The organism is Lysinibacillus sp. NPDC097231 (genome assembly GCF_044761885.1).
Classification (GTDB): Bacteria; Bacillota; Bacilli; order Bacillales_A; family Planococcaceae; genus Lysinibacillus.
Genome location: NZ_JBIWDH010000033.1, coordinates 1 through 24,246 on the forward strand (window position 1 = coordinate 1; position 24,246 = coordinate 24,246).

27 protein-coding genes and 1 pseudogene are annotated in these 24,246 nt (G+C 35.2%); 23 read left to right on the forward strand and 5 right to left on the reverse strand.

Annotated features, from left to right (window positions below; translation table 11 throughout):
* Nucleotides 1-194 precede the first annotated feature (194 nt).
* The 17 genes from ACIQXF_RS17570 (at nucleotide 195) to ACIQXF_RS17650 (ending at nucleotide 13,241) form a co-directional block, all read left to right on the forward strand.
* On the forward strand, nucleotides 195-917 hold the full coding sequence (locus tag ACIQXF_RS17570; RefSeq protein WP_402785265.1) for an ATP-binding cassette domain-containing protein: 723 nt from the start codon (nucleotides 195-197) through the stop codon (nucleotides 915-917).
* A complete protein-coding gene (locus ACIQXF_RS17575) occupies nucleotides 914-1,663 on the forward strand; it encodes an ABC transporter permease (RefSeq protein ID WP_402785268.1) in 750 nt (249 codons plus the stop codon). Before ACIQXF_RS17570 ends, ACIQXF_RS17575 begins: the two co-directional genes overlap by 4 nt.
* Before the next feature lie 8 nt (nucleotides 1,664-1,671).
* Nucleotides 1,672-2,052, forward strand: coding sequence for a group-specific protein (locus ACIQXF_RS17580; RefSeq protein WP_402785271.1), 381 nt, complete (start codon nucleotides 1,672-1,674; stop codon nucleotides 2,050-2,052).
* A gap of 7 nt (nucleotides 2,053-2,059) precedes the next feature.
* A complete protein-coding gene (locus ACIQXF_RS17585; protein WP_402785416.1) occupies nucleotides 2,060-2,563 on the forward strand; it encodes an RNA polymerase sigma factor in 504 nt (167 codons plus the stop codon).
* Nucleotides 2,556-2,804, forward strand: coding sequence for a hypothetical protein (locus tag ACIQXF_RS17590; protein ID WP_402785274.1), 249 nt, complete (start codon nucleotides 2,556-2,558; stop codon nucleotides 2,802-2,804). Before ACIQXF_RS17585 ends, ACIQXF_RS17590 begins: the two co-directional genes overlap by 8 nt.
* A 124-nt stretch (nucleotides 2,805-2,928) precedes the next feature.
* Entirely contained in the window at nucleotides 2,929-4,593 is a 1,665-nt protein-coding gene (locus ACIQXF_RS17595) for a sensor domain-containing diguanylate cyclase (protein WP_402785277.1), read from the forward strand.
* 576 nt (nucleotides 4,594-5,169) lie between these two features.
* Nucleotides 5,170-5,331, forward strand: coding sequence for a competence pheromone ComX (gene comX, locus ACIQXF_RS17600; RefSeq protein ID WP_402785280.1), 162 nt, complete (start codon nucleotides 5,170-5,172; stop codon nucleotides 5,329-5,331).
* Nucleotides 5,304-7,661: an ATP-binding protein gene (locus tag ACIQXF_RS17605; RefSeq protein WP_402785283.1), complete on the forward strand. Its 2,358-nt coding sequence runs from the start codon at nucleotides 5,304-5,306 to the stop codon at nucleotides 7,659-7,661. Before comX ends, ACIQXF_RS17605 begins: the two co-directional genes overlap by 28 nt.
* Nucleotides 7,662-7,678: 17 nt before the next feature.
* A complete protein-coding gene (locus tag ACIQXF_RS17610; RefSeq protein WP_402785286.1) occupies nucleotides 7,679-7,819 on the forward strand; it encodes a hypothetical protein in 141 nt (46 codons plus the stop codon).
* 200 nt (nucleotides 7,820-8,019) lie between these two features.
* Nucleotides 8,020-8,127 (forward strand): hypothetical protein, encoded by a 108-nt coding sequence (locus ACIQXF_RS17615; protein ID WP_402785419.1) that lies wholly within the window; start codon nucleotides 8,020-8,022, stop codon nucleotides 8,125-8,127.
* 290 nt (nucleotides 8,128-8,417) lie between these two features.
* Entirely contained in the window at nucleotides 8,418-8,570 is a 153-nt protein-coding gene (locus ACIQXF_RS17620) for a YpzG family protein (protein ID WP_004231380.1), read from the forward strand.
* 153 nt (nucleotides 8,571-8,723) lie between these two features.
* Nucleotides 8,724-9,737 carry a hypothetical protein gene (locus ACIQXF_RS17625; protein ID WP_402785302.1) on the forward strand — a complete coding sequence of 338 codons (1,014 nt, stop codon included), beginning with the start codon at nucleotides 8,724-8,726 and terminating at the stop codon, nucleotides 9,735-9,737.
* 68 nt (nucleotides 9,738-9,805) lie between these two features.
* Complete coding sequence (locus ACIQXF_RS17630; protein WP_402785305.1) at nucleotides 9,806-10,330, forward strand: GNAT family N-acetyltransferase; 525 nt, start codon at nucleotides 9,806-9,808, stop codon at nucleotides 10,328-10,330.
* Between the two features lie 17 nt (nucleotides 10,331-10,347).
* The gene (locus tag ACIQXF_RS17635) at nucleotides 10,348-10,686 is read left to right on the forward strand and encodes a cupin domain-containing protein (RefSeq protein ID WP_402785308.1); all 339 of its coding nucleotides are present in this window, start codon (nucleotides 10,348-10,350) and stop codon (nucleotides 10,684-10,686) included.
* Between the two features lie 172 nt (nucleotides 10,687-10,858).
* Nucleotides 10,859-11,635 carry a hypothetical protein gene (locus tag ACIQXF_RS17640; RefSeq protein ID WP_402785311.1) on the forward strand — a complete coding sequence of 259 codons (777 nt, stop codon included), beginning with the start codon at nucleotides 10,859-10,861 and terminating at the stop codon, nucleotides 11,633-11,635.
* 109 nt (nucleotides 11,636-11,744) lie between these two features.
* On the forward strand, nucleotides 11,745-12,311 hold the full coding sequence (locus ACIQXF_RS17645; RefSeq protein ID WP_402785314.1) for a hypothetical protein: 567 nt from the start codon (nucleotides 11,745-11,747) through the stop codon (nucleotides 12,309-12,311).
* Nucleotides 12,312-12,812: 501 nt separating this feature from the next.
* Nucleotides 12,813-13,241 carry an NUDIX hydrolase gene (locus ACIQXF_RS17650; RefSeq protein ID WP_402785317.1) on the forward strand — a complete coding sequence of 143 codons (429 nt, stop codon included), beginning with the start codon at nucleotides 12,813-12,815 and terminating at the stop codon, nucleotides 13,239-13,241.
* 68 nt (nucleotides 13,242-13,309) lie between these two features.
* On the opposite strand, the gene ACIQXF_RS17655 is transcribed toward ACIQXF_RS17650, so the two are convergent.
* Together ACIQXF_RS17655 and ACIQXF_RS17660 are read right to left on the reverse strand one after the other, a co-directional pair.
* A complete protein-coding gene (locus ACIQXF_RS17655) occupies nucleotides 13,310-14,470 on the reverse strand; it encodes an aminotransferase class I/II-fold pyridoxal phosphate-dependent enzyme (RefSeq protein WP_402785320.1) in 1,161 nt (386 codons plus the stop codon).
* 2 nt (nucleotides 14,471-14,472) lie between these two features.
* Nucleotides 14,473-15,588 (reverse strand): methionine biosynthesis PLP-dependent protein, encoded by a 1,116-nt coding sequence (locus ACIQXF_RS17660; protein ID WP_402785323.1) that lies wholly within the window; start codon nucleotides 15,586-15,588, stop codon nucleotides 14,473-14,475.
* Between the two features lie 217 nt (nucleotides 15,589-15,805).
* On the opposite strand from ACIQXF_RS17660, the gene ACIQXF_RS17665 reads away from it, so the two are divergent.
* Nucleotides 15,806-16,354 carry a Rossmann-fold NAD(P)-binding domain-containing protein gene (locus ACIQXF_RS17665; RefSeq protein WP_402785326.1) on the forward strand — a complete coding sequence of 183 codons (549 nt, stop codon included), beginning with the start codon at nucleotides 15,806-15,808 and terminating at the stop codon, nucleotides 16,352-16,354.
* Nucleotides 16,355-16,453: 99 nt separating this feature from the next.
* Here ACIQXF_RS17665 and mscL read toward each other — a convergent pair whose 3' ends face one another.
* Complete coding sequence (gene mscL / locus ACIQXF_RS17670) at nucleotides 16,454-16,843, reverse strand: large conductance mechanosensitive channel protein MscL (protein ID WP_402785329.1); 390 nt, start codon at nucleotides 16,841-16,843, stop codon at nucleotides 16,454-16,456.
* A gap of 168 nt (nucleotides 16,844-17,011) precedes the next feature.
* Between mscL and ACIQXF_RS17675 the strand changes: the two genes are divergently transcribed.
* From ACIQXF_RS17675 to ACIQXF_RS17685, 3 genes and pseudogenes are all read left to right on the forward strand, one after another.
* Nucleotides 17,012-17,371, forward strand: coding sequence for a hypothetical protein (locus ACIQXF_RS17675; RefSeq protein WP_402785332.1), 360 nt, complete (start codon nucleotides 17,012-17,014; stop codon nucleotides 17,369-17,371).
* A gap of 581 nt (nucleotides 17,372-17,952) precedes the next feature.
* Entirely contained in the window at nucleotides 17,953-19,776 is a 1,824-nt protein-coding gene (locus tag ACIQXF_RS17680) for a reverse transcriptase domain-containing protein (RefSeq protein ID WP_402785335.1), read from the forward strand.
* Between the two features lie 100 nt (nucleotides 19,777-19,876).
* Nucleotides 19,877-20,230, forward strand: a pseudogene (locus tag ACIQXF_RS17685) (lytic murein transglycosylase); the annotation flags it as partial.
* A gap of 41 nt (nucleotides 20,231-20,271) precedes the next feature.
* Here the strand turns inward: ACIQXF_RS17685 and ACIQXF_RS17690 are convergent.
* Nucleotides 20,272-20,529 (reverse strand): GlsB/YeaQ/YmgE family stress response membrane protein, encoded by a 258-nt coding sequence (locus ACIQXF_RS17690; RefSeq protein ID WP_402785338.1) that lies wholly within the window; start codon nucleotides 20,527-20,529, stop codon nucleotides 20,272-20,274.
* A 122-nt stretch (nucleotides 20,530-20,651) separates the two neighbouring features.
* Nucleotides 20,652-21,197: a cysteine hydrolase family protein gene (locus tag ACIQXF_RS17695; protein ID WP_402785341.1), complete on the reverse strand. Its 546-nt coding sequence runs from the start codon at nucleotides 21,195-21,197 to the stop codon at nucleotides 20,652-20,654.
* Between the two features lie 431 nt (nucleotides 21,198-21,628).
* On the opposite strand from ACIQXF_RS17695, the gene ACIQXF_RS17700 reads away from it, so the two are divergent.
* Nucleotides 21,629-22,804, forward strand: coding sequence for an amino acid deaminase/aldolase (locus ACIQXF_RS17700; protein WP_402785344.1), 1,176 nt, complete (start codon nucleotides 21,629-21,631; stop codon nucleotides 22,802-22,804).
* Nucleotides 22,792-24,114 carry a D-arabinono-1,4-lactone oxidase gene (locus ACIQXF_RS17705; RefSeq protein WP_402785347.1) on the forward strand — a complete coding sequence of 441 codons (1,323 nt, stop codon included), beginning with the start codon at nucleotides 22,792-22,794 and terminating at the stop codon, nucleotides 24,112-24,114. The genes ACIQXF_RS17700 and ACIQXF_RS17705 overlap by 13 nt, the downstream gene beginning before the upstream one ends.
* Nucleotides 24,115-24,246: the final 132 nt, after the last annotated feature.

The window sequence follows — 24,246 nt, forward strand, 5'->3', positions numbered from 1 at the left end:
GTCAATCACCGTTGTTTGTGTGTTTTCTTTTTTCTTCTTAAACAAAAAAGTGAGAAAACAGAAAATTCAATCAAAATTTATGCGACGGTAGTGATGGAAATATATAATTTTATTTCATTTTTTTTAAAATAAAATGAACCTTCTACCCTTCCCGTTTGTATAGTCAGTGAACATACAAATAGGGAGGGATTTTTTTGGAGCTTATTGTGAAAGATATTGTGAAAAAATATAATAATGAAAACGTTTTGGATGGTGTGTCGGCCACATTTAAAATGGGCTATTGTTATTTATTATTAGGTCAGAACGGAGCGGGAAAATCTACATTATCAAAATGTATTGCTGGAGATGAAAAAACAGATGGAGGTTCCATTCTATTAAGTGATTCGTCGCTACAAGTATATAATCAAGTAGCTCTGCAATACCAATTTTTTACGAGTTACCAGCATCTGAAAATTCGTGAAGTCATTGCTCTTTTTGCTACATTGGCAAACACTAAGGTTGATTTGGAAGAGCTATATGAAATATTAGAGCTACCGACTTATGACCATGTATTGATGAAAAATGCTTCAGGCGGCCAGCGAAAAGCAGTATCGATTTACCTTTCTTTTATATTAAATAAACCAATTATCATACTAGATGAGCCGTTTGCAGATTTAGATTTAACGAAGAAAAAGCAATTGATGTTTTACTTACAGCATGAAATTCGTCAACGTAACAGAATGATCATCATTATTAGTCATGAGGTTGCTGGGTTAGAAGCATTATTTGATTATGTTGTAATCCTTAAAGAGGGTAAGATCATTGAAAATGCTACACAAGATGAGCTCTATCATAAATATACTGACGCAAGGTTGCCGGGAATTGAAGGTCTTTATTATGAAGTGACAGGTCAAATTTTAGGAGGAAGAGCGGGATGATTAAAAAAATTGCACGAATTTATATGTTAGAAAGTATACGAAATGCAGGAATGTCTATTGGAAACTTGTCGCCTGCCTTTATTTTTTTGATCATGTCAGTTATTTGTAAAAACATGATGACCGAAGAAGCATTTGATTATCTGATTAAAGGTCAGTTTTTACCAGTTTCAATTTTAATGTTAATTTTCTCATTTGCATTTTCTAGCGCTACTATATATTTGGCTGATATGAAGGCTAATAAAACGTTCCAATGGATACAACGAACAGGCATTAAGCCACACACTTACTATATGGGTATGGGAATCGGTGTCTTTTCATTATTAAATGTATTTTTAGTGTTACTTCTCATTGGCTATTCATTCATCATTGATATTTCACTTTCATCTTATTTTATGATTATTTTGATTAGTAATTTTGTTTTGCTGGCATTATACCCACTGAGTTTTATATTAGCAGGTCTATTTAAAAACGAGAAAGTGGCTCAAAGTATGTTAGTGCCTATAATGATTTTATTCATGTTTTCAGTAACGATGACAACGATGTTTTTAACAATTGGGGGGAAAAACCCACATGATTATTATATTTTTCTAAGTTGGAATCCAATGCTTTATTTAAATGATAGCTTGCAAATGTACTTAAATTTAATTAACGACACATGGCTTCCGCAATATCAATATTGTATAATTTTAGCAGTGATTAGCTTGGTGTTAGCGGCTATTGCTAAAAAAGTATATACCAGTAAGTAGGTGATTTTATGGGAATTGGATTTATTGTATCTTTAATTGCAAATGGAGTTTTGACTATTATTATTTTGGGAATTACAATCCCGATGGATAAAAAATATATTGTACGCGAAAATAGAAAAATTAATTATAAAAAAACAACAATTTATTTACGTTGGAATGTATTTGATACTTTAACGCTCGTTTTAGCCATTTATACAATACTTTGTGTGCAGGCAGTTTTCTTTCTTTTGGCCTCCTCTCAAACATTCGAAAATCCATATTTGCAGTTTTTTGCAAATCAATCGTCAGCATGGGTCATTGTCATAGTTGGATACTTAGTTTCACGTCTTTCTATAACTTTAAAGTCCATTAAAGCTCATTGGGGGGATGAGCTAGATGATGAGCAATGAGGAGTGGATGGAGGCCTATAAAAATGGTGATGTTGAGGGTTTTGAACAGCTCTATAGTCGTTTGTATGAGCCTCTGTACTGCTTTTTATTTCGCTATACTCGTGAGGAGCAGCTTAGCATTGATATTGTGCAAGATGCCTTTGAGCGTTTACAATATATAAAACAGGACTTTGATCAACAAAAGGGAACGGTGAAGACATATTTATTTCAAATTGCTTATCGCTTAATGGTTAATAAATTAAATCGACGTAAAAAGTGGCGCACACTTTTTCCGTTTTTAGTACCAACAGAAAGTCGTCGTCTATCGACTGATGAAAAATTAACGATACAAGAAGCTATACTTCAATTACCCGAAAAGCAACGAGCTGTTATTTTGCTTGTGTATTATCATGATTTGCCACAGGAGGAAATTGCACAAATCTTGTCCATCCCACTTGGTACCGTTAAATCGAGATTACATAATGCGATAAAGACTTTAAAGGAAGAGCTAAAGGAGGATTTCGATGCTTAAGAATGAATTTAACAAGGAGCAATGGCTAAAGGACAGCTTAGATCATGATAAAGTGGAGATTCCCAAGCAGCTAATCACATATAAGAAAAGTCGCTGGCAACGTTTTATCCAGTATTTAGCCTCTCCTACGAAGGATCCATTAGAGCCTATTTGTTCATCCTTAGTCGGCTATACTTCTTTGAAACTATTACCCATCGTCACTGCTGTATTTATTACAATTCTCCAAATTTTATTGCAATAAACATGATAAACTATTAAATTTCTCACTGCCACAATCATTCGATTGTGGTATTTTTAATGATAGCGTACTTATTTTTTCCTACGGCAAGTCAATATATGGATAGTTTATTTTGGAGGTAGACATTTTGAAGTTTTTTAAAAAACGGCCAAACACGATAAAAAGTCAACTTCGTAGAGCGCTAGTACTCATTACTTTTATCATTGGCCTATGTATTTTTATTCCTACACTTTATATTGAATACCGGCAAACCATTCAATATAAAAACGAAGAGATGACCAATTATTTAAATGCTCAGGCCTATTTTTTTGAAAGTTGGCTATCAGAACAATCCACTAATATACATACTATTTCTAATTTAGATTTTGTAAAAAACTATAATTATGAAAAATCGCAAGCCTTTTTTCTGGATTTTAAAGAAAAAACAGATTTCACAGACTTAATATTCGTCAATAAAGAGGGGATTGTACAATTTGATACAGTGACGGAGTACAATACAAATGGTACTGGTGTAGACGTGAATGGTCGTGAGTATTTTCAAGTTGCTAAAGAAACGAAACAACCATATATCACAGATATTTTAACCAGTAAAGTGACGAAGCAGCCAATTATCGTATTTGCCTCACCAATTCTTAATGAGCAACAACAATTTAATGGGGTTGTTTTTGGAACAGTAAATTTAAAAACAATCGATCAACTGCTACATGAGTCAAGAGTCGGTTTTTTAGGGCATGCCTATATTGTGAATCAGGATGGCACTATGCTCACTGAATTTACTTCAAAAAAGCGGTCCGTAAATGATAATACACAAAACGTGATTTCTGACAATTACCTAACTGAGTATTTCCTTAATTTTGTGTTAAAAAATACGACTAACTCCCTCGATATCTATAAAGATACAAATGATAATTGGGTTCTTGCTAAAAGTGAATCTATAAATCATGGGAAATGGTTTATCGTATCAGAAATTGGTCTGATAGATGCCTATAAGCCAGTAGTCATTAGGTTTCTATTGATAGCCTTATGTATAGTTATCGGTTCATTTTTTACCATTAAAATTATATTACAACTTTCTAAAAGAATTGAAGAACCTATCCAGCAGCTTCTTACAGGTGTTGGAAAGGTAGAACAAGGATACTATGATTATCAAATTAACGAACAGCAGCTTGCGCCCTATGCGAAGGAGTTTCAAGAGCTTTGTTCATCTTTTAATGAGATGAGTGCAAAAGTACGGGAAGACACGATATTACTGAAAGAATTATCGATTACCTGTCAATTGACGAAGCTATTTAATCGACGTTATTTAATTGAGCAAGGGGAGCTAGTTTTTCAAAAATGTTTAGAGGAAGAAAATGCGTGCTCATGTATCGCGATTGATATCGATTTTTTCAAAAAGGTCAATGATACATATGGACATTTGGTTGGAGATGAAGTGCTAAAGCATGTTGCAGACATCATTTCCAATTCTGTGCGGGGAATTGACCTTGTTACAAGGTATGGGGGAGAAGAGTTCGTCATTTTATCCCCAGATGCGCCGCTAGAGAGTGCCGTAAAAATAGCAGAAAAAGTTCGCAAAAATGTAGAAGCAAATCCATATACTAATGATCATTTAAAAATCGAGGTCACAGTTAGTATTGGTATTGCAGAATACAGTCAAGCTAAGGATATTTCAACGTTTTACGAGCTACTCGATAAGGCAGATCAAGCCCTTTACATTGCAAAAGAAAGCGGCAGAAATCAACTTAGGGTATATGATAATACAAGTATAGTTGATGCAAAGCAAATGCTTTGAAATTTACATGAAGGAAATTATATTGAAAATGAGAATCAAGTAAAAATTTTATATGCTGTAGAAAGCGGTTTGAGAGGGGTTAGTTATGAACTAGCCCCACTTTTAGCCCCATTTTCAATAAATTCCATTTCTCTCAGTCAGCAGTGTTAGGTGATATCAAAATAAAGGAATATCTTTTGTAATATCGTCATGAATTTCTGACCAGGCGACAATAACAACGTCTTAACAGCTGTTCGATAACTTTTCAATTGCTGCAAAACAACTTCATCGATTTTTTTATGGTACCCTCACTATTCTTTGTTTTTGTGGAATCTACACCATTATTACCTCAATGACGCTCAATGGTTTCAAAATGAAGGAGGTACAGTCTGTTTTTAGCAAAAATAATTCCTAATCTATTGAATTTTATCAATTTATAGAAAATTCTGTTGATAAATTGCCAATTGAATGTATAATGTAGGTGTAGTTACATTTATGGTTATTAATACCTTTTGAATAACTAATAAATAGAGACTGAAACTCAAAAGACTACTCCAGAAAGTGTAACTATTAAAACTAATGAAATGAGGAGATATTATGATTAACATGATTCAGTATTTGGAAAAAAATCCGTCGCTACTTACATTGTTAAAAGAAAATAGGGCTTCTCTAGTTGGTGTTACAGAGCTTGAGCAGAGGGCAATCATAACATCCTTTGATGATGAAGAGACATGTTTAGAAACTGGATTTTGGTTCTAAGCTCTTTAAAAAATAATTGGCTTTGGCTTGTTATAAGTACTTATCTTATATTAGGAAGCTATTTGATATATGTTACTTATAGCAAGCCTTATTTGGGAATTAAACTGGAAGAAGAGAATGGACAATGGTTAATAGTTGAGCCATATTATAAGGAATGGTCAAATAAGCAAAGGATTTCAGCAGGGGACATCATTTTAGAAGTGGATGGTAACAATATTAATGAATTGAATAATATAAAATATTATCCTGTAATTAGAGAAGCGAAAGAGTTAAAGTTTGTGAACCAAGAAGATGGACAGTTAATTCATTTACAAATAGCACCATTTGACATTCCTGAACAATTTTTCTATATATTAGTTTTACCAGCTTGTTATTATTTATTAAGTTTAATTGTTTCTCTCTACTTATATAAGAAACAAAAGAATTCGAGTTTAATAAATCTACTTATTCTGTTTATTCTTACAGTATCGTTAGCTTATGTTAGTATTGGCGCATCAGGAAGATTAGATAGTGTTGGAACAATTGTGAATCGAAGTAGTATGATACTTTGTCTTGTTCTTCTGATTCACTTTTTAAGGAATTACTTTTTATACTTGAAGTTAAAATGGTTATTAATTAGAAACATTAAATTTATCTATATAATTCCTTTAATTATAGCTTTTCTTAGTATTTTCAGTATTATTGATCCATCTATGAATCCTTTACTCTCTATTATTACCTTGTGGTTATTTTTTATATTATTATTATTAATTTTTGGTATTTTAGGGATAGGCTATTCAAAATATAAAACCCCTCAATTGAAAATTTTTTTATTAAGTATTATTAGCCCTTTCTTACCATTCCTTTTTTTGTTTGCCATACCGCAAATTATTTTTCATAAATATATACTCTCAGCGGATATATGCTCCTTATTTTTGATGCTCATACCATACAGTTTTATATTTACACAGCTCACTGAACGTATATTTGATATGGAGTACTATATAACTCGTTTTCGTCATTATTTTAATTTTTCATTTGCTTTTACAGTTTGGCTATTAATGGGTCTCTACTGGATAACTGATCTAGATATATCAAGAATGACCGAAATTTTCTTTTTTTCCTTCCTCTCTTTAATAGCCCTTTTCTATATTAAAGAAAAAATAGATTATCATAAGCGAAAAATCCTTTTTTCAACAAAAGGAGATTATATGCATAAAATGTATACGACCATTGATAGTATCGGAAGGGTCATAAAGATTGAAGACTTATTGGAGAAATTTGTTATAGAAGTAGCTTTACATCTTGAGATTAATCATATTGACGTACTAACTTATGATTTTCAAACATATCAAGTTACTTCATTAAGCAAATCAAAAGAATATACACAAAATCAAATTGATGAAGTTTTACTAGAAGAACTACGCTTGGGGGATATAAAGAAAACAGAGCATTTTTATATTGCTTTTATACACCAAGATGTAAATTATAAAAGGATACTAGTCGTAGATCATAATAAATCTATCTATCTAAAGGATGAGGAATTATTATGGCTTGAATTATTGCTTCTATATTTAAATAATTTTATAGAAAATACTAAAATGGTTGAAGAACTATTGGAACAATTAAAGCATATGAAGGAAGCTGATAATAATCAGTTACCGTGGCTCAATAAGCTCCTTTGGCTACGATTTGAACAAGAAAAATATCAATTGGCACAAGAGTTACACGATACGATTTTACAAGAACAGCTACATATTGCAAGGGAAATGGATGTAGTTATTCATGCAAAGAAAACAACAAATATCCAAACGAACCTTTCTAAAGTTCATGACCATATGGTTGCATCGTTGAATGATTTAAGAGGTTACTGTGAAAATTTAAAACCTCCATTATTAGATACATTAGGATTAAATGCAGCGCTTGAGAAACTTATTCAAAAGGTTCATAAACGCGCTGAATTTGTTTTAATCTACACAATCGATCGTCTATATTTAGAGGATGAGCGTTTAAACTTGATGATTTATCGGCTTTTTCAAGAGTTATTAAACAATGCCTTAAAACATTCGTATGCCGATACTGTAGAAATTCATCTGTTAGAAAAAGAAGATGGCTTTGAAATCAACTATTCTGACGATGGTGTAGGATGTAATATGGATGAAATTATTCATGCTGATTCAATGGGGATCAGGGGAATGCAAGAGAGGGTACAGGCCTTTAATGGGAAGTTTTCTATCAAAACCAATGTAGGAGATGGAGTGTCTATCAAAATCCAGGTGAATGAAGGAGAACATACTCGTTCCTACGACTACAATACTTATAATAAAAGGCTGGCTCAAAGTAGAGGATAAAATATAAATAGAAAGACATGAATTATGAATGTACGTGTAAGGATAGTGATTGTGAAGTACGCTTCAATTGGTACCTTTCAATCGACCCTCAAGGAATTGGTGCTAAGAGAGATGTTCTTAAAGTGCCTATTAATGATTTGTTGGATATTAGTGGCTGAGAAATAACAAAAGCATTAAGACTCTTTCGCAAAAGTAAGCCACCTCTTTTAGAATGGTAACGAGGCAATATCGTTTATGACCAACTATATTCATTTATTGACAATGTACGATTGTTGGAAAGAGGGGTGTTTTATCCAAATGTAAACTTAATTCACTATTTGAGTATGGCTAAAAACAATTATCTTGAGTATTTACTGGAATTAGAAGTAAAAATAAAAAATATTTCTATGTCCTCAGACCGATTTTAGCATGTAAACGGATAAAGTATAAACAAAGGTTCCACCAATTGATTTTTAGGAATTGTTAAATGAAATAATTTCTGATGCCCTTTAAAAACAAGAAAAATGACTGATGAAGAACTAAGTATGGAGCCGCGAATTGAAAGTATTAATGAGTATTTAGATAAAGAAATAAAGCATTTTACAACATACTATAAAAATCTTCATGTTAGCTACCCCAAAATTAAAAATGTTATTTAGAAGTACATAGCAAGAAGTTTGGGGTTAATAGTGAAGGAGAACTGAATAATATTTAATTGCAAGGTCATACTAAAGCAGATTTCACTTATGAAATCTATAATGATAAGGAGGATGTAAAATGAGTAGGTTTGAACAATTAGACCCGAAATCTCAAAAGATCCACCGCAACTGGTCAAGGATTAAACGCTCAAAATCTCAAGTTAATGGTGAAACGGAGATTACGCTCCATAACCGGCTCTTGAGAAGTGAAGCAAAAGCCCGTCAGTTTTAATCATGTTAGAAAAGTAAGTGTCATCAAGCCCAGAAATTATTCTGGGTTTTTTTATTTGGCTAGACGTTATAAAGTGAATCCAATTATTATGCTATCTTCAATTATTTGTAATTTATCCGATATAAACTCTAACTTACAAAAGGGAGAGGACTTATGATGAAGATAACGTCTTATACGAATACGGTAAATTTTCTTCAAACTATGAATACCCAGTCTAAGGATGGAGGGAATCCTCAAGCCTTAAAAAAAGATCAGGATGCTGTCACAATTGGAGCGGAAGCGCGTAGGTTATTCGATAGCCAAATTGAACTACAAGATGTGCCAGAGGAGATTGCTCAAAAAATAGCATCTATGTTTAAGGATGGCGGGAAATTAAACTTCGTCGAAAGTGAAGAGCAGTTGGCCATTCGTGCGGAACAGCAGGCGCGACTTGATGAGGAGATTGAACATAATGTTCTTGCTATAATTATCCCACATATCCAAACAAATGATAAACTTGTCAATAGCTTAAAGGGAGCAAGTCAGCAAGTACTGGATGCTACATATTCAACAATATCTCAAAACTTTTTAGTGCATAACGTTGGCAATATGACGGAGGAACAACGTCAAGCGATGATTTCACTTGGTTTAGAAAAAGCGCAATTTATTGCAGATAATTACTTAGAGGGACAACAGGCGAAAGATTACATGGATGCTATGACAACGATTGCAAAATTTGCAGTTAATGGCGTGAAAAATGACAATGGTATTGTTTTATATGCAATTGAGAAGGGTCCATTAGTACATGCACCTGACGATTATATTCATATAGATGATTTAGTGAAAGAAGCCTTCCCTGAAAAATGGCAAAGCTTTAGAGATAAAATATTAGCTGCTACTGAAAATCAGGATAAAGACGCGCTGGTTGAAGCATTCAAGGAATATAATCAACTGGTTAAGTCAATTTATACAAATCAACCAAATCTCGTGCAAAATAAAGTAAAAGACTATGCTAAATGGCAAGAATCCATTAGTAATACAGAGATTTCAAAGCATTTTAGTCAATTAGATAAAACATCTCTCTCCAATTTTATCGATGATATCATGACGTCAAATGAGTGGCTATCCAATGAGTTTTTAGCAAAGGATTTAAAAGATTTCCAAAGATATTTAACTAGAAATCATTAAAATAATTAGTCTCCTTGATGTTATAGCCATCCGAGGGGACTTTTTGTGCAGGAAGGGAGAGGGATTTATTGACAGAACAAATCAAAATTAGGGCTGCCATTGAAGAAGACGCTGAAGACATACTGGCAATACAGAAAGAAGTTTTAGCTGAAGAAAATTACCTAATCACAACAATAGAGGAATTACAGCAAACGATTGATGAGGAAAAAGAATGGATACAAGCAAAAATAGCAAATGAACGGGAAACAATCTTTATTGCACAATATCAAGAAAAAAGGGTTGGCTGGCTAGTGTTTCAATCACCGCCTCGAAAGCGACTAGCACATACAGGTTCCTTTGGCATAATGGTATTAAATGAATATCGTGGTATGGGGATTGGTAAACTTTTACTTGAGGAACTACTAAAGTGGGCAGAGCGCAACCCATATATTGAAAAGATTAGTCTTGGAGTATTTTCAACAAATGAAAGGGCCATTACGCTCTATAAAAAGATGGGATTTGTTGAGGAAGGCAGAAAAGTCAAGGAAATTAAGTTACATGACAACGACTATGTAGACGATGTTTTAATGTATAAGATGGTAGTGAAAATTTGAAAGGAAAATATGCAGACATGAAAATATATAATTTTACACAAGAATTGGGCAATCAAATAAATAATTTTCAATCGATAGATGCTTTTTATAGGAAAATCATGAAAACGGTGGAGCCTGCAAATATTGGCTTTATTTATATAGAGCCTGGTGGTGTTGTTGGGATGCATGAGGCACCTGTACCACAGTTATTTATTGTGATTCAGGGTGAAGGATGGGTTTGCGGTGAGGATCAAGAAAAAGTAATCATAAAGACAGGGGAAGGTGTTCTTTGGCAAACTGGAGAGGCACATGAATCTGGAAGTGATTCAGGCTTAACAGCACTTGTCATCCAATCCGACCAAATCAATCTTGCATAGATACATATAAAATGTGTAACGGAGTAAGTTTAGCTCTGTTTCACTATGTTAGTTTTGCGCCTAGTTTAACTGTTTTCAATAAATGGCCATCAAACAACTCATCAAACTCTTCTATCTATTGAGCGTTACTTTTATAAAAAATCAATTATATCGAAGGCGGTAGAGTTCAATCATGAAAATTACAAATTTCTCACAAATACAATCTAATCCTGTCTATACAACGAAAAATGATAATAAGAAAAAAGATAGTTCAGCTCATTTAACTGAAACATATTCTTCTACTACAAAAAGCTCTCAAATTGATAATTCGCTATGGAACTACACACCACATGAAGTTGGTAAACAAGCTAATAATAAGGTGAGTTCTATGTATCTAAATAATTTAGCAACACCTAATTGGGATGTAATACCAACAAAGGGAAAGCAAGTACCATCACAGAATGAATTAATAGAGCAAATTAAAGCTCTAGCTATGAGAACGGCAAAAGCGGCAAATGCTACACATGGAAATAGTGATGACAGTTATGCCATTAATCGACAAATTGCCATATTACGTGCACAATATATTTCACCTGTATCACCTGACCGCCAAGCACTGCATAAGCAGGCAATGAAAGCCATTAAACAATTTGAAGCCCAAGAAAAAGAGAAAGCAGCACCTCTAGGAGAACTGTCACTAGTAACGTATCTAAATAAAATAGATTTAGGGATAGAAACTAATATAGCTATATCTTCTAATGGCATCATCAAACCAGCGACAAATTCTCTGGGGGGGTATGACTATGAGGTTGTTGTTGGTGGAGATACATTATTAGCAAGCATTAATGGAGAGTGGAATTACGGTTTAACACCTGTAGAAAAACAAAAAAAGGATGAATTTTATAATCTATATTGGTCGTTTGTGGACCAAGCGAAGATTGAGTTAAAAAACTTATCTGACCAACAGTAACAATACATTTTTGGTAATTTATATACTTGAATCTATTTTAAAAAATATCCCTAATATGATAATATGTAAATTGTAAAATATTTGAAAATTAACAAAGGTGGGATTGAATTTGAAAAAACTTTTATACGCTGGATTAACAGCAGCTATGGTATTATCCACGGGTACTCCTGCTACTCTTGCGAAAGAAAATATTCCAACAGATGGTACAGTAGAATTAAAAACTGTTGAAGTACCTTTAGTAAATGTATTAGAAGATTTCTCAACGTATGCAATTAATCAATCTACAACAAGTACACTAACTAAGGATTTTGCTACATCTACAGGACAAACAGGTAAAATTAAGTCTGTTGGACAATATATTGATTTAAGCAAAGTAATTCCTAAAGATTCAAAAGTTGTTAGTGTTACTATTTATTGTCCAACTGATGTATCTGTGACACAATCAAAATATACAAGCATTGACAATTACCTTGTTAAAAATGGCGCTGGCTCTACAGCTACTGTTAAATTCCAAAAAACTAATACACCTACATCTACAAGCAAAACAACAGCTTTTGCAGGTGAAGAAGCTAGTAGTTTATGGTTTATCCAAATAGAAGGAACTATCCTAATGCAAGATACTGGTATGGACGGATTCACTGTATTCGGTAGTCGAATGATTGTAGAATATAAATAATTTTTAAAAACTGTACTATACTAATATTTTATAATTACAGCACTTTAAAACCCTTCGCTTGATATAAGTTCATGCCAATCGCATTTTCCTTCTCTACGCAAACTATAAGTGTAGAGAAGGAAGCATGTTGATTCTTTCCTGTAATAAGGCCTGTGCCAATACCATTACCTTGAGTTTCAGGAAGTAAGTATATTGGAAAAGTTCTGCCTCACCATCTACCAAAGCCTATTATTACCTCATCAATTGCTGCAACTAAAAATAGACTGTTTTCTAGAGGTTCTTTTAAGCAATCCCTACTATAAGCAACTTGTAGAAAATGATCCTGAACATCAGTGGGATGATACTTTCGTATGTATGATGTCAGCTTCTCTTGGCAATTTCTTGTACGAAAATGATGTCATTCTCTTGCATCTATCGTATAATTAATGACAACACTTTTCACCAGCAATTCCAATTTTTCTATTTATTGTAACATTAATTCATACGAGAGGGGATGACTTCATGCAAGTTGTTGAAAAGGCATTTGGTTATATTACGAGAGAGCATGAGGGACAGTTACAAGTGCTTGTATTTGAGCAAAATACAGAAGGAGCAGGCATACAAATTCCTAAAGGCACGGTAGAGGAAGGGGAAACACCACTAGAAGCTGTGACCCGAGAGATGTTTGAGGAGACAGGCTTATCCTATTTAATAGTTAAAGGGTTAATTGCCCAAGATTATTTTAATCATCATTCTGGGGTTTTACAAAAACGTTATTTTTATCATTTAACGACAAATGAAAAACGAGATACATGGCAGCATCATCCTACAGGTTTAAACGAGTCAGATCTAGTATTCTCGTTTTACTGGATAACTGATGAGCAGGAAGTGACATTAGCACATGGGCATGGAGATTATTTATATCGAGTGCTGGTTCGAGTCAACAATTAAAAGTTACATTTATTTGAAAACAACCGCGTTTCTATAATTTAGAAACGCGGTTGTTTTGTAAAATATCTTTAAGCCTTCGCAGCAATTTCTAAGGCTTGGGCGAAATCAGCAATTAAATCCTCAACATGCTCTAGTCCTACTGAGAAACGTAATAGTCCGTCGGTAATACCGCGTTTTGCGCGTTCCTCAGGCTCCATTGCTGCATGACTCATTTTGGCAGGATAGGATAAAATCGATTCTACGCCACCAAGAGAAACAGCGAAAACTGGGATTTTCATCGCTTCTACAAGCGCTTTGGCAGCTTTATAGCTTGGCAGGCGGAAGGATAGAACGGCACCTGCACTCGTGCACTGATTACGATGAATATCGAAGCCAGGATGGGATTCAAGACCTGGGTAATATACTTGCTCGACAAGTGGATTTGCGGCTAAAAACTCAGCAATCTTTTGTGCCGATTCAGCTGAACGACTAAAGCGTACATCAGTCGTCTTGATATTTTGCAATAGTGTAAAGGAATCCTGAACACCTAGTATATTGCCAAATGAATTTTGGATAAAGTATAGCTCCTGACCTAGTTTTTCGTCCGCAGTGACTGTCAATCCTGCAATAATATCAGAGTGCCCAGATAAAAACTTTGTAGCACTATGAATGACAACATCGACACCTAGCTCGAGTGGACGTTGGTGTAAAGGTGTCATAAATGTATTGTCTAAAAACGTTAAGCAATTATGTTGTTTGGCTAGGGTAACTACGCTACGAATATCCGTGATACCAAGTGTTGGATTCGACGGTGTTTCCATATATAACAGTTTAGTAGCGGGTGTAATAGCTGCCTCTACTGCTGCTAAATCTGTGAAATCAACGAAAGAATGAGTGATACCGAAACGAGGTAAAACCTTGGAAACAAAACGGTATGTTCCACCATAAACATCCTCTGTAATCACCATATGGTCGCCCTGAGATAATAACATTAGTGCTGCTGAAACAGCGGCAATGCCAGAAGAAAATGCGTGGGCGCGAACACCACCTTCAAGCTCTGCAATTGCCTTTTCTAATGCATCACGTGTCGGATTACCAGAACGTGCATAATCATATTCGCCGAATTCATCGATACTCTCCTGATGGAAAGTTGAGGAGAGATACATTGGTACATTGACTGCACCTTTTTTATTTTCATAGCCGTCACGAACGCCAGCGTGGATTAGGCTTGTTTCAATATGTTGTTTCATGTTTAAGCCTCTTTTCTAAGGATATCGAATACTTGCTTTAAATCAGCAATTAAATCTTCAGCCTCTTCAACGCCAACTGAGAAGCGTAGTAATCTGTCACATACACCACGTTCAATACGTTCCTCATAAGGCATATCTGCATGTGTTTGCGTAGCAGGATATGTAATAAAACTTTCAACTCCACCAAGGCTTTCAGCAAACGTAATTAATTTTAAGTTACGAAGGAATGGATCAACCCACTCCGCCTGCTTCAAGCGGAAGGACAGCATACCACCTTTTCCTGTATATAGCACATCTGTTACCAGTTCTTCTTCCTCTAAATAGGCAGCAATTGCTTTGGCATTCGCATCATGCTGCTTTAAGCGAAGATGCATTGTTTTTAAGCCGCGAATAAGCAACCACGAATCCATCGCACCTAACACCATACCGCTACCATTATGAATAAAGCCGATACGTTCTACTAAATCTGCACCTTTTGCAACAACTAAACCAGCTAACACATCATTATGTCCGCCAATATATTTAGTAGCCGAATGAATGACAATATCTGCACCTAATTCGATTGGGCGTTGGAAGTACGGTGTATAAAACGTGTTATCAACAATTAACCAGGCACCATGCTTATGGGCTAATTCAGCATACACTTGTAAATCAAATTCCTGCATTAGTGGATTTGTCGGAGTTTCAATGAATAGGGCACGCGTATTGTCATTGATTAAAGTTTCTACCTGTTCAATGGATTCGAACTTTGAGTATACAGGTTTAATGTTATATGTCTCTTCAAAGAAATTAAAAAGTCTATATGTACCTCCATATAGATCATCTGGTACCACTAATTCATCACCAGGTTTAAATAATGATAGAATTAGTTGAATGGCTGCCATACCAGAGCTACAGGCAAAGCCCATGTCTCCACCCTCTAAATCAGCGATTCCTGCTTCTAATAGGGCACGAGTTGGATTTTTTGTACGTGTATAGTCAAAACCAGTGGATTCACCGATACCTGTATGTTTATAAGCTGTCGATAAATGAATAGGAGGGCTAACAGCGCCTGTGCTAGGATCACTTAAATTCCCAAGTTGTACAAGTTTCGTTTCAATACTTCTGTTGTTTGTCATGTCGTCACTCTTTTCTTGTCATAATCATGGAAAGAGCCAAAATATCTGAAAAACTAGACTCTCTTTTTACCATATTCTTAATAATTGTTACCAATTTAACATGTATATGAAAGAAGAACAAGATGATTTCAGAAAATTAGCTAGATTATTTAAGATAAATCACCTAGGAATAGTAGGATATGCTAAAACTTTAGAGAAATAAAGGAGGGGGAATCAAATGAAGCATTGTCTCATAATTGGAGGGACAGGTATGCTAAAGGATGTTTCCTTATGGCTAATAAAGCAAAGATATCATGTTTCCGTTATTGGAAGACAACAGGAGAAAATGCAGGTATTGATGAATAATGCTGATAATATTTCACAATTAACACCTTTAATAGTTGATTATACAAATTATTCTCGTTTTACAACGGCACTAATAGAGTCTCAGCAAACTAATGGATCTTTTGATTGCATTATCGCTTGGATTCATGGCTCCGATAAAAGAGTTTGGGAGTCCCTTATACAAGCAACTCCTAACACAAAAAATGTGATTTTGTACCATATCAAGGGAAGTAGTTCTTATTTACAGGATGATCAGACTAGAAATTTTATGCCTACAAATATCATTTATCACGAGGTTAAACTAGGGTTTGTCGTAGAAGCTAATAACTCTTCTAGATGGCTGACGAATGATGAAATTGCACAGGGAATTATTGAAGCGATTAACCAAGGACTTACAGAAAAACATGTGGGTGTATTTGAGCCATGGAACTTGCGCCCATAAAGACTGGTTTAAAATAGCTGCTGGCTTTAATCTACAAAAAAAAGAATCTGCCTGTTTCCTTAGTTTGACCAAGGAAATTAGACAGATTCCTGTTTGCTATTAGGCTTGTTCTTTTTTTAATAAATCTCGAATTTCCTTCAATAGCTCTTCTTTAGCATCCAATTCTGGTGTTGGTTCCTCTACAACAGCCTCTTCTTTTTTACGAGTTAGCTTTGTCATAAGTCTTAATGCCATGAATATTGCAAATGCAATTATTAAAAAGTCTATAATCGACTGTAAAAATTCACCTAATTTAACTTTCGCATCACCTGAGCCAAACACAAAGCTTTCTGTTAAATCAATACCACCAGTTAATACGCCGACTAATGGCATGATGATATTTGCAACTAAGGAGGTAACAATTTTACCGAAAGCACCACCAATTACTACTGCCACTGCTAGATCGACAATATTGCCTTTCATAGCAAACTCTTTAAAGTCTTTCCACAAAACAAATTCCTCCTATTTTTATCCATAAAAATTAATCGAATTATATTTTACTATATTTTTCCCTATATTTTCAACTGTTATGGTAGTGGTAATTAAATGCTGAAAAAAATACTACAAAAAACGACAAATTTGGTAAAATGGAAAGAGAATAAAAGATAGGTGTGACATATGGCAAATAAAAAGAAGAAAAAACCAGTTCTATCACCTTCTGTTCAATTGGGCCTGATAGCTTTATTAATACCAATAGCAATAACGGTGTATGTACTCGCTTTTTTTGCGTGGAGAGAACTACAAACATTACCGATTTTTGAGAAGCTAGCACAACAAAAGGCGATAGAGGAAATTCAACAAAATTTTGATATGAACATTCCAGAGCAATATATTCCTATTTATGTGGCAGCAGAAGAGAAATACGGCGTGCCTTGGACTTTACTTGCAGCCCATCATCGAATAGAAACTCGTTTTTCTTCGATGAAATCACTCGTTTCACCAGCTGGGGCTGAAGGACATTTGCAAGTGCGACCATAAGGTCATGTAAGAAATCTCCACTAGCAAGGAGTAGGCAAGACTACAATGCCTATCATTACCCAACTTATCCGTGAGGGAAACCAATATAGGGGAGTGTAGCATGTTGGGAAAGCTATAAGTTATCGAATCATCACGATACGACTGAGTAGCAAAATGAAAAGATGTAAACGAGGATAAAAGCTAAACTGCCTGAATGACAGTCCGAGGGGGTTATTGGTCCACCTATGACGGAAGATGATTATTTACGTCATACAGCGAAACAGAATGGTTAATTGGAAGCCATCTCTGAATACACTTTGATGAATTGCGTGTCAAAAGTGCGTAGTCTATCGCTGACCAACTATAGTAAATAGTAAAGGGCGAACGTCATATCCGACATTACATCGTGCTTGTTCTTATATGTGCTAAATGGTGATTACCTACGTCAGAACGCTTAAATAAAAAGCTATGATAAAATGTATCTGAATATCTGATATGGTAACGGAGTTCTCGTAGTAGTCTGAGGTGGGGAAAGCCCATCACATGGCGAAGGGGAACAGCTTATCAAGTCTAACTAAAATTGGAAAGGAGCGTGAGGCTCTATGAGAAGTCCAAACACTGTGTTAGACAGTCTAACGAAACAATCAACACGCGAAAATTACAAATTCGAACGAATCTATCGAAACTTGTATAATGTGGAATTCTATTTAATGGCTTACGCTAAGATTTATGCGAAAGAAGGCAATATGACACAAGGTGTTGATGGACAAACCATTGATGGTATGAGTCTACAACGTATTGAAAGATTAATTGAAAGCCTAAAAGATTGTAGTTATCAACCAAGACCGTCCAAAAGGGTTTACATTCCAAAAAAGAACGGTGGTAAAAGACCACTAGGTATACCATCTTTCGAAGATAAATTAGTTCAAGAGGTAGTAAGAAGTTTATTTGAAGCTATGTACGAAAAAACTTTCTCGATACACTCTCATGGATTCAGACCAGAAAAAAGCTGTCATACTGCACTTATGCAAGTAAAAGACAGATTTACTGGAGCTAAATGGTTTGTGGAAGGTGATATTAAAGGATTCTTTGATAACATTGATCATCACAAACTAATTGAGATTTTGAAAAGAAGAATTAATGATGATAAATTCATCGACTTAATTTGGAAATTTCTTAAAGCAGGTTTCCTAGAGGACTGGCAATATCACAAAACATATAGTGGTACACCCCAAGGTGGAATCATCAGTCCCATCCTTTCAAATATCTATCTAAATGAGTTAGATAACTTTGTATTAGCTTACAAAGATAAATTTGATAAAGGAAAAGGACGAAAACGCCTAACGGAATACCGTACTAGAGAATCTAGACTACACCGAGCAAACGCAAGGTATAAGGAAAAATGGGAAGAAATGAACGAGGAAGAAAAAGAACAAGCACTTCAACACTTGGACGAGTTGAAAAATCACATGATGGAATTACCCTTTAAAGACCCTATGGACGATAACTACAAGCGAATACAGTATGTGCGATATGCCGACGATTTCCTAATCGGTGTAATTGGTAGTAAAGAAGATTGTCAGCAAATAAAACATGACATCAGCACTTTCTTAAGCGAAGAATTGAAAATTGAATTATCACAAGAAAAGACGCTCATAACGCATTCTAGCAAGAGGGCAAGATTTCTTGGATATGATATTAAAATTAGTCATGATAATAAGACGACAAAATACACAGCAAGCGGACATAAACAACGTACACGCACAATGAGCTGTGAACTTCTTTTGCCACATGAAGTATGGCGAAATAAATTAATCGAATACAAAGCGTTAGAAATAGACGAAAAAACACAAAAATGGAAGTCTATTCATCGGGCGCATCTTCTGCAAAACGATGACCTTGAAATATTGATGATTTACAATGCAGAAATCAGAGGTTTATATAATTATTACAAATTAGCGAATAATGTCTATAAACTAGATGGATTTAAATTCATCATGGAATATAGCATGTATAAAACATTCGCAAACAAATATAAATCAAGCGTAAGAAAAATCCACAGAAAATACAGTATCAACGGAGATTTTGCGGTGAGATATGAAACTGCAAATGGTAGTAAAATCGCATTCTTCTATAAAGATGGATTTAAAAAGAAATTATTACCATCTTCGTATGCCGATATTGATGTTATTTCTAAGACTAGAAACATTATTTACAACCGAACAGGTCTCATTGAAAGGCTCGTAGCAAAGGAATGTGAATGGTGTCATGCCACAGATGTGGATTTAGAAATTCATCACATTAAGAAGTTAAAAGACCTCGAAGGCAAAAAACGATGGGAAAAGCGTATGATTGAAAGAAACCGTAAAACGATGGCACTATGCAAGAAATGCCACGTTGATTTACACAACGGTAAATTAGACTGATAGGTGGAGAGCCGTATACGCTGAGAGGTGTACGTACGGTTCGGGGAGGAGTTCTTGGAAACCTAGCATAGAAATATGCCAAGGCGCTGGGTTCTTACTCTACTTTATGCCCTGTACGTTCGTAGGCTGGCAACATCCCTCTTGTACAGGATTAGGAAAAGGGAATATATCAAAGGCAGAATTAATGAATCTAGAAGTGATAAAAAAATATGGTGGATATGGCGTAGATGCAAATGGAGATGGCATAGCGGATCCATATGATATTGAGGATGCTGTATTTAGTGCAGCGAATTATTTATCCAAAAATGGTGCAGCACAAGGTGATATCAAACAAGCTGTTTTTAAATACAATCATAGTGATGAATATGTGGAAAAGGTGTTATATTATTTCAACTTATATAATGACTATCATGATGAGTTAAAGAAAGCAGTTCTTTTAAATATGGAAAAGTAAAGAAAAAGCCATCTTTTTTTGATGGCTCTTTCTTTACATATTTAGGTTGCTTTACGCATACTTTTTAAAATAATGCTGACAATGAAGATCAGCACGACAGCACCAATTAATGCTGGGAATACGTAAAAATTACTAACTCGCCAACCCCAGTTGCCAAGAACCATACTACCAATCCAAGAACCGACAATCCCTGCAACAATATTTCCAATGATGCCACCAGGTACATCTTTACCTAAAATGACGCCAGCTAACCAACCTAAAATCCCGCCGATGATTAAATACCAAATGAAACTAATCATTTTTTCATCTCCTTAAACTTAAGATATAATGGCGATTACTTAGTTATACCCTGAAAGGAACATATTAAACGCATCTAGCTTCTTTAGTAATTATTACAAATTCTCGCTTACTTAAAGGATGATTACTTCATAACTGTTGCGCCTAATGTATGTTCAAAATGACGCAATGCCCATTCATGTCCTGCAGCATCAAAGCTTGCTACACCATCTGCATAAATGACCGTTGAAATGCCCAAATTATAAGCATCAACTGCGGTATGTAAAATGCAAATATCAGTACAAACGCCAACTAAATGAATTTCTGTGATACCCCGTTCGTTCAGTAAAATCGATAAATTTGTTCCGGCAAATGCACTATAACGCGTTTTATCAAGCCACAATACTTCTTCTTTATGAAGGTTATACATTTCACCAACTTGCCCATATAATTGGCGTCCCTTAGTACCGCGAATATTATGAGGAGGAAATAGCTTTGTTTCAGGATGGAATGGATCATTTTCCTCATGTAAATCATTTGCAAAAACAACAAACTCTTGATCAGCAATAAATTCGTTAATCAAAGATGAAATTTTTATATCTAATGCTTGACCTGGCTCGCCACATGTTAGTTTTCCGTCAGAAGCTACAAAATCATACGTGTAATCAATTACTAATAAAGCTTTTTTCAATTTTTCCACTCTCCCTATAGGCATATTCTCACTTTTATCATGCCATATTTGGGCCTGTTTGTCAGAAAAATGAATACATTTTAATATTATGAATAGTTTGAAAATTGATTTTTCTGCGAGTATAATGTGAAAAAAAGGAGAGTGTTCTATATGAATATGACAGCTATGAAACGTTTAAACCGTCAAGGACTTCTTATTGCAGGCTTACATCTGCTAGTAATGTTGAATTTTGCAGCAGAGTTTTTATTCGCCTCGTAATCTCTCTCGTAAAATAATATAGAAAGGTGAGTTAAATGCTTGTCCAATACTAAAACAACCGTGAAGACTTTAGATAATATGTCCACGGTTGTTTTTTATTTGCTTGATAGATTTGCATAGAAAATTTTGGGGGATAAATCTCAAATACACAGTACAAACAAAGGAGTGATAGGATGACAACAAGATTTAATCAGGCGTTTCGTGGATTAGAACATCCATTTGCTTGGTTGGACTTTGATGCATTGGACAAAAATATAGCAACAGTGCACAACGCTTGTGGTGAGAAAAAAATCCGTATTGCTACGAAATCGATTCGTTCTGTAGAGGTACTACGTTATTTACAAAAAAATCTTGCCAATATTACCGGATATATGACATTTACAGCCGCCGAAACAATTTTTCTATTACAACAGCATTTTGACGATGTACTGCTTGGATACCCAGTGATGGAAGAAGAAGTTGTTCGTCAGTTATTGTACTTTGTCAAAGCAGGAAAAACCGTCACTTTTATGGTGGATAAGCAGGAGCATGTCAAACTTTTGGCAAAGTTAGGGCAAGAGCTTGGTGTTCGTGTGCAGGTATGTATTGATATAAATGTGTCCAATGATTTTAAAGTGCTTTATTTCGGAACTAAACGCTCTTCGCTTCATTCACTTGAATCACTAACACCATTTTTACAATATATTAAAAAACAGCCATCTATTGAGGTGGTAGGGGCTATGGGCTATGAGGCTCAAATTGCAGGGGTAGGTAATCGTCCTGCAAACGCTATTAAAGGAAGGATAATAGAAGTGATGCAATTGCAAGCCAAAAAGCAAGTTACCCAGTTTCGTAGATTAGCAATTGCTCACATAAAAGCATATTTTCCAAACTTGCTCTTTGTGAATGGTGGAGGCACTGGAAGTATGGCATACACAGCACAGCAAAAAGAAGTAACGGAAATAACGGTTGGCTCAGCGTTTTATGCACCAGCATTGTTTGATCAGTTTACACATTTACAGCTTGAAAAGGCTGCTGGATTTGCTTTACGTGTGACAAGAAAGCCAGAAAAAAATATTGTTGTTTGTCATGGTGGCGGTTACACGGCCTCTGGAGCAATCGCTGCCGATCGATTGCCGGTTTTCTATGAGCCCGCTTTTTTTTCATATCTGAGCTTAGAAGGAGCAGGAGAAGTTCAGACACCCATTAAGGTAAAGCGTAAAAAAGTGAATGTAGGAGACACGTTGTATTTTCGACATGCGAAGGCTGGTGAGCTTTGTGAAAGATTTCAAGTACTATATGCAATAAGAGGGGACAAGTATGTAGGAGCTTATACAACCTATAGGGGGGATGGACAATGTTTTCTATAGATAAGTGGAAAAATGGTGAGAAGTGGACGAATTGGGCTGGTAATGTAATCTCTTACCCGAGCGAGATGTATTTACCCCGATCGATTGAAGAGGTGGCAAATATCGTGATGCATGCACGTGAAACAAGAAAAACGATTCGCGTAACAGGTGCAGCTCACTCTTTTAGCGCAGTTGCAATGCCTGAGCATATTGCACTTTCTTTACATAATATGCGTGGGCTTATAGCAGTGAATGAGGAAAAGCAAGAAGCGACACTTTGGGCTGGAACGTATTTATATGAAATAGGGCCACTGCTTGCGAAACATGGCTTTGCTCTTATCAATATGGGGGATATTCAGGAGCAAACGATCGCAGGAGCTGTCTCCACAGGCACCCATGGAACAGGTGTAACACTTGGCTCGTTGTCGTCAACTGTCATGAGATGGGGATTTGTTGATGGCACAGGTACTTATCGAGAGCATACTAGAGGATTGGATGATTTATCCGAAGCTTTACATGTTTCACTTGGTATGCTCGGAGTGCTTGTGAAAGTAACGATTAAGGTAATGCCTCTGTACAGTTTACATTATGTAGGCACAAGAGATACTTTAGCAAATGGACTGACAATATTTGCTGAGGATATTCGCCAGCATCGACATGTTGAATGGTTTTATTTCCCCGGAAGTGAGACGATTCAAGTAAAACGCATGAACGCGGTAGAGCCTGTATATCAGAGTAATTGGAGCAAGAGAATAGAAACATTGAAACTTCAAATAGTAGAGAATGGTGCTTTTTATGCTATGTCAGAGCTTTGTAAATGGAAGCCGTCGTTAAGTGGGGCTATGAGTAAATTGGCAGCAGCCAATGTTGTAGAAGGTGAGAAAACAGGGATAAGTTATGAAATTTATCCTTCTCCACGTAGCGTGAAGTTCCAAGAAAGTGAATATGCTATTCCATTAACGCAATTTGAAGCATGTATGGAAGAAATACATGCAACCTTTAAAAAAGAAACTTTTAATGTGCATTTCCCATTAGAATGCCGGTCAACGGCAGGAGAAGCAGGTTATTTAAGTCCTACACAGGGGCAAGAATCAGCATTTATTGCGTTTCATATGTATAAAGGAATGCCAGAAGAACCTTATTTTGAATGGGTCCATACCTTGATGAAAAAATATAAGGGACGACCACATTGGGGCAAACAAAGCCATTTAACTGCTAAATATGTGTATGAGCTATATCCTGATATTGAAAAATTTTTAGCCATTCGTAGTCAATATGATCCCGATAATGTATTTTTTACAGGATATTTAAGAAAATTATTTTCATTGTAAGTGCTATCTCACTGTAATACTATCCACTCACTTTTAAAGGTTTTAGAAAAATTACGCAAAAAATAGTTGAAAAATTTAAATTTGAACGAAATGTCAAAATATTTAACGAAACGAGATAAAAGTGATGCTTAA

Excerpts from the sequence above, each read along its gene's own strand:
- comX (WP_402785280.1), top strand. The coding sequence starts at position 5,170 with ATGATTAACATGATTCAGTATTTGGAAAAAAATCCGTCGCTACTTACA.
- ACIQXF_RS17580 (WP_402785271.1), top strand. The coding sequence starts at position 1,672 with ATGGGAATTGGATTTATTGTATCTTTAATTGCAAATGGAGTTTTGACT.
- ACIQXF_RS17690 (WP_402785338.1), bottom strand. The coding sequence starts at position 20,529 with ATGATTAGTTTCATTTGGTATTTAATCATCGGCGGGATTTTAGGTTGG.
- ACIQXF_RS17660 (WP_402785323.1), bottom strand. The coding sequence starts at position 15,588 with ATGACAAACAACAGAAGTATTGAAACGAAACTTGTACAACTTGGGAAT.
- ACIQXF_RS17620 (WP_004231380.1), top strand. The coding sequence starts at position 8,418 with ATGAGTAGGTTTGAACAATTAGACCCGAAATCTCAAAAGATCCACCGC.
- ACIQXF_RS17655 (WP_402785320.1), bottom strand. The coding sequence starts at position 14,470 with ATGAAACAACATATTGAAACAAGCCTAATCCACGCTGGCGTTCGTGAC.
- ACIQXF_RS17635 (WP_402785308.1), top strand. The coding sequence starts at position 10,348 with ATGAAAATATATAATTTTACACAAGAATTGGGCAATCAAATAAATAAT.
- ACIQXF_RS17575 (WP_402785268.1), top strand. The coding sequence starts at position 914 with ATGATTAAAAAAATTGCACGAATTTATATGTTAGAAAGTATACGAAAT.
- ACIQXF_RS17605 (WP_402785283.1), top strand. The coding sequence starts at position 5,304 with ATGTTTAGAAACTGGATTTTGGTTCTAAGCTCTTTAAAAAATAATTGG.
- ACIQXF_RS17590 (WP_402785274.1), top strand. The coding sequence starts at position 2,556 with ATGCTTAAGAATGAATTTAACAAGGAGCAATGGCTAAAGGACAGCTTA.
- ACIQXF_RS17625 (WP_402785302.1), top strand. The coding sequence starts at position 8,724 with ATGATGAAGATAACGTCTTATACGAATACGGTAAATTTTCTTCAAACT.
- ACIQXF_RS17675 (WP_402785332.1), top strand. The coding sequence starts at position 17,012 with ATGGCAAATAAAAAGAAGAAAAAACCAGTTCTATCACCTTCTGTTCAA.
- ACIQXF_RS17665 (WP_402785326.1), top strand. The coding sequence starts at position 15,806 with ATGAAGCATTGTCTCATAATTGGAGGGACAGGTATGCTAAAGGATGTT.
- ACIQXF_RS17700 (WP_402785344.1), top strand. The coding sequence starts at position 21,629 with ATGACAACAAGATTTAATCAGGCGTTTCGTGGATTAGAACATCCATTT.
- ACIQXF_RS17610 (WP_402785286.1), top strand. The coding sequence starts at position 7,679 with ATGAATTATGAATGTACGTGTAAGGATAGTGATTGTGAAGTACGCTTC.
- ACIQXF_RS17650 (WP_402785317.1), top strand. The coding sequence starts at position 12,813 with ATGCAAGTTGTTGAAAAGGCATTTGGTTATATTACGAGAGAGCATGAG.
- ACIQXF_RS17680 (WP_402785335.1), top strand. The coding sequence starts at position 17,953 with ATGAGAAGTCCAAACACTGTGTTAGACAGTCTAACGAAACAATCAACA.
- ACIQXF_RS17585 (WP_402785416.1), top strand. The coding sequence starts at position 2,060 with ATGGAGGCCTATAAAAATGGTGATGTTGAGGGTTTTGAACAGCTCTAT.
- ACIQXF_RS17640 (WP_402785311.1), top strand. The coding sequence starts at position 10,859 with ATGAAAATTACAAATTTCTCACAAATACAATCTAATCCTGTCTATACA.
- ACIQXF_RS17705 (WP_402785347.1), top strand. The coding sequence starts at position 22,792 with ATGTTTTCTATAGATAAGTGGAAAAATGGTGAGAAGTGGACGAATTGG.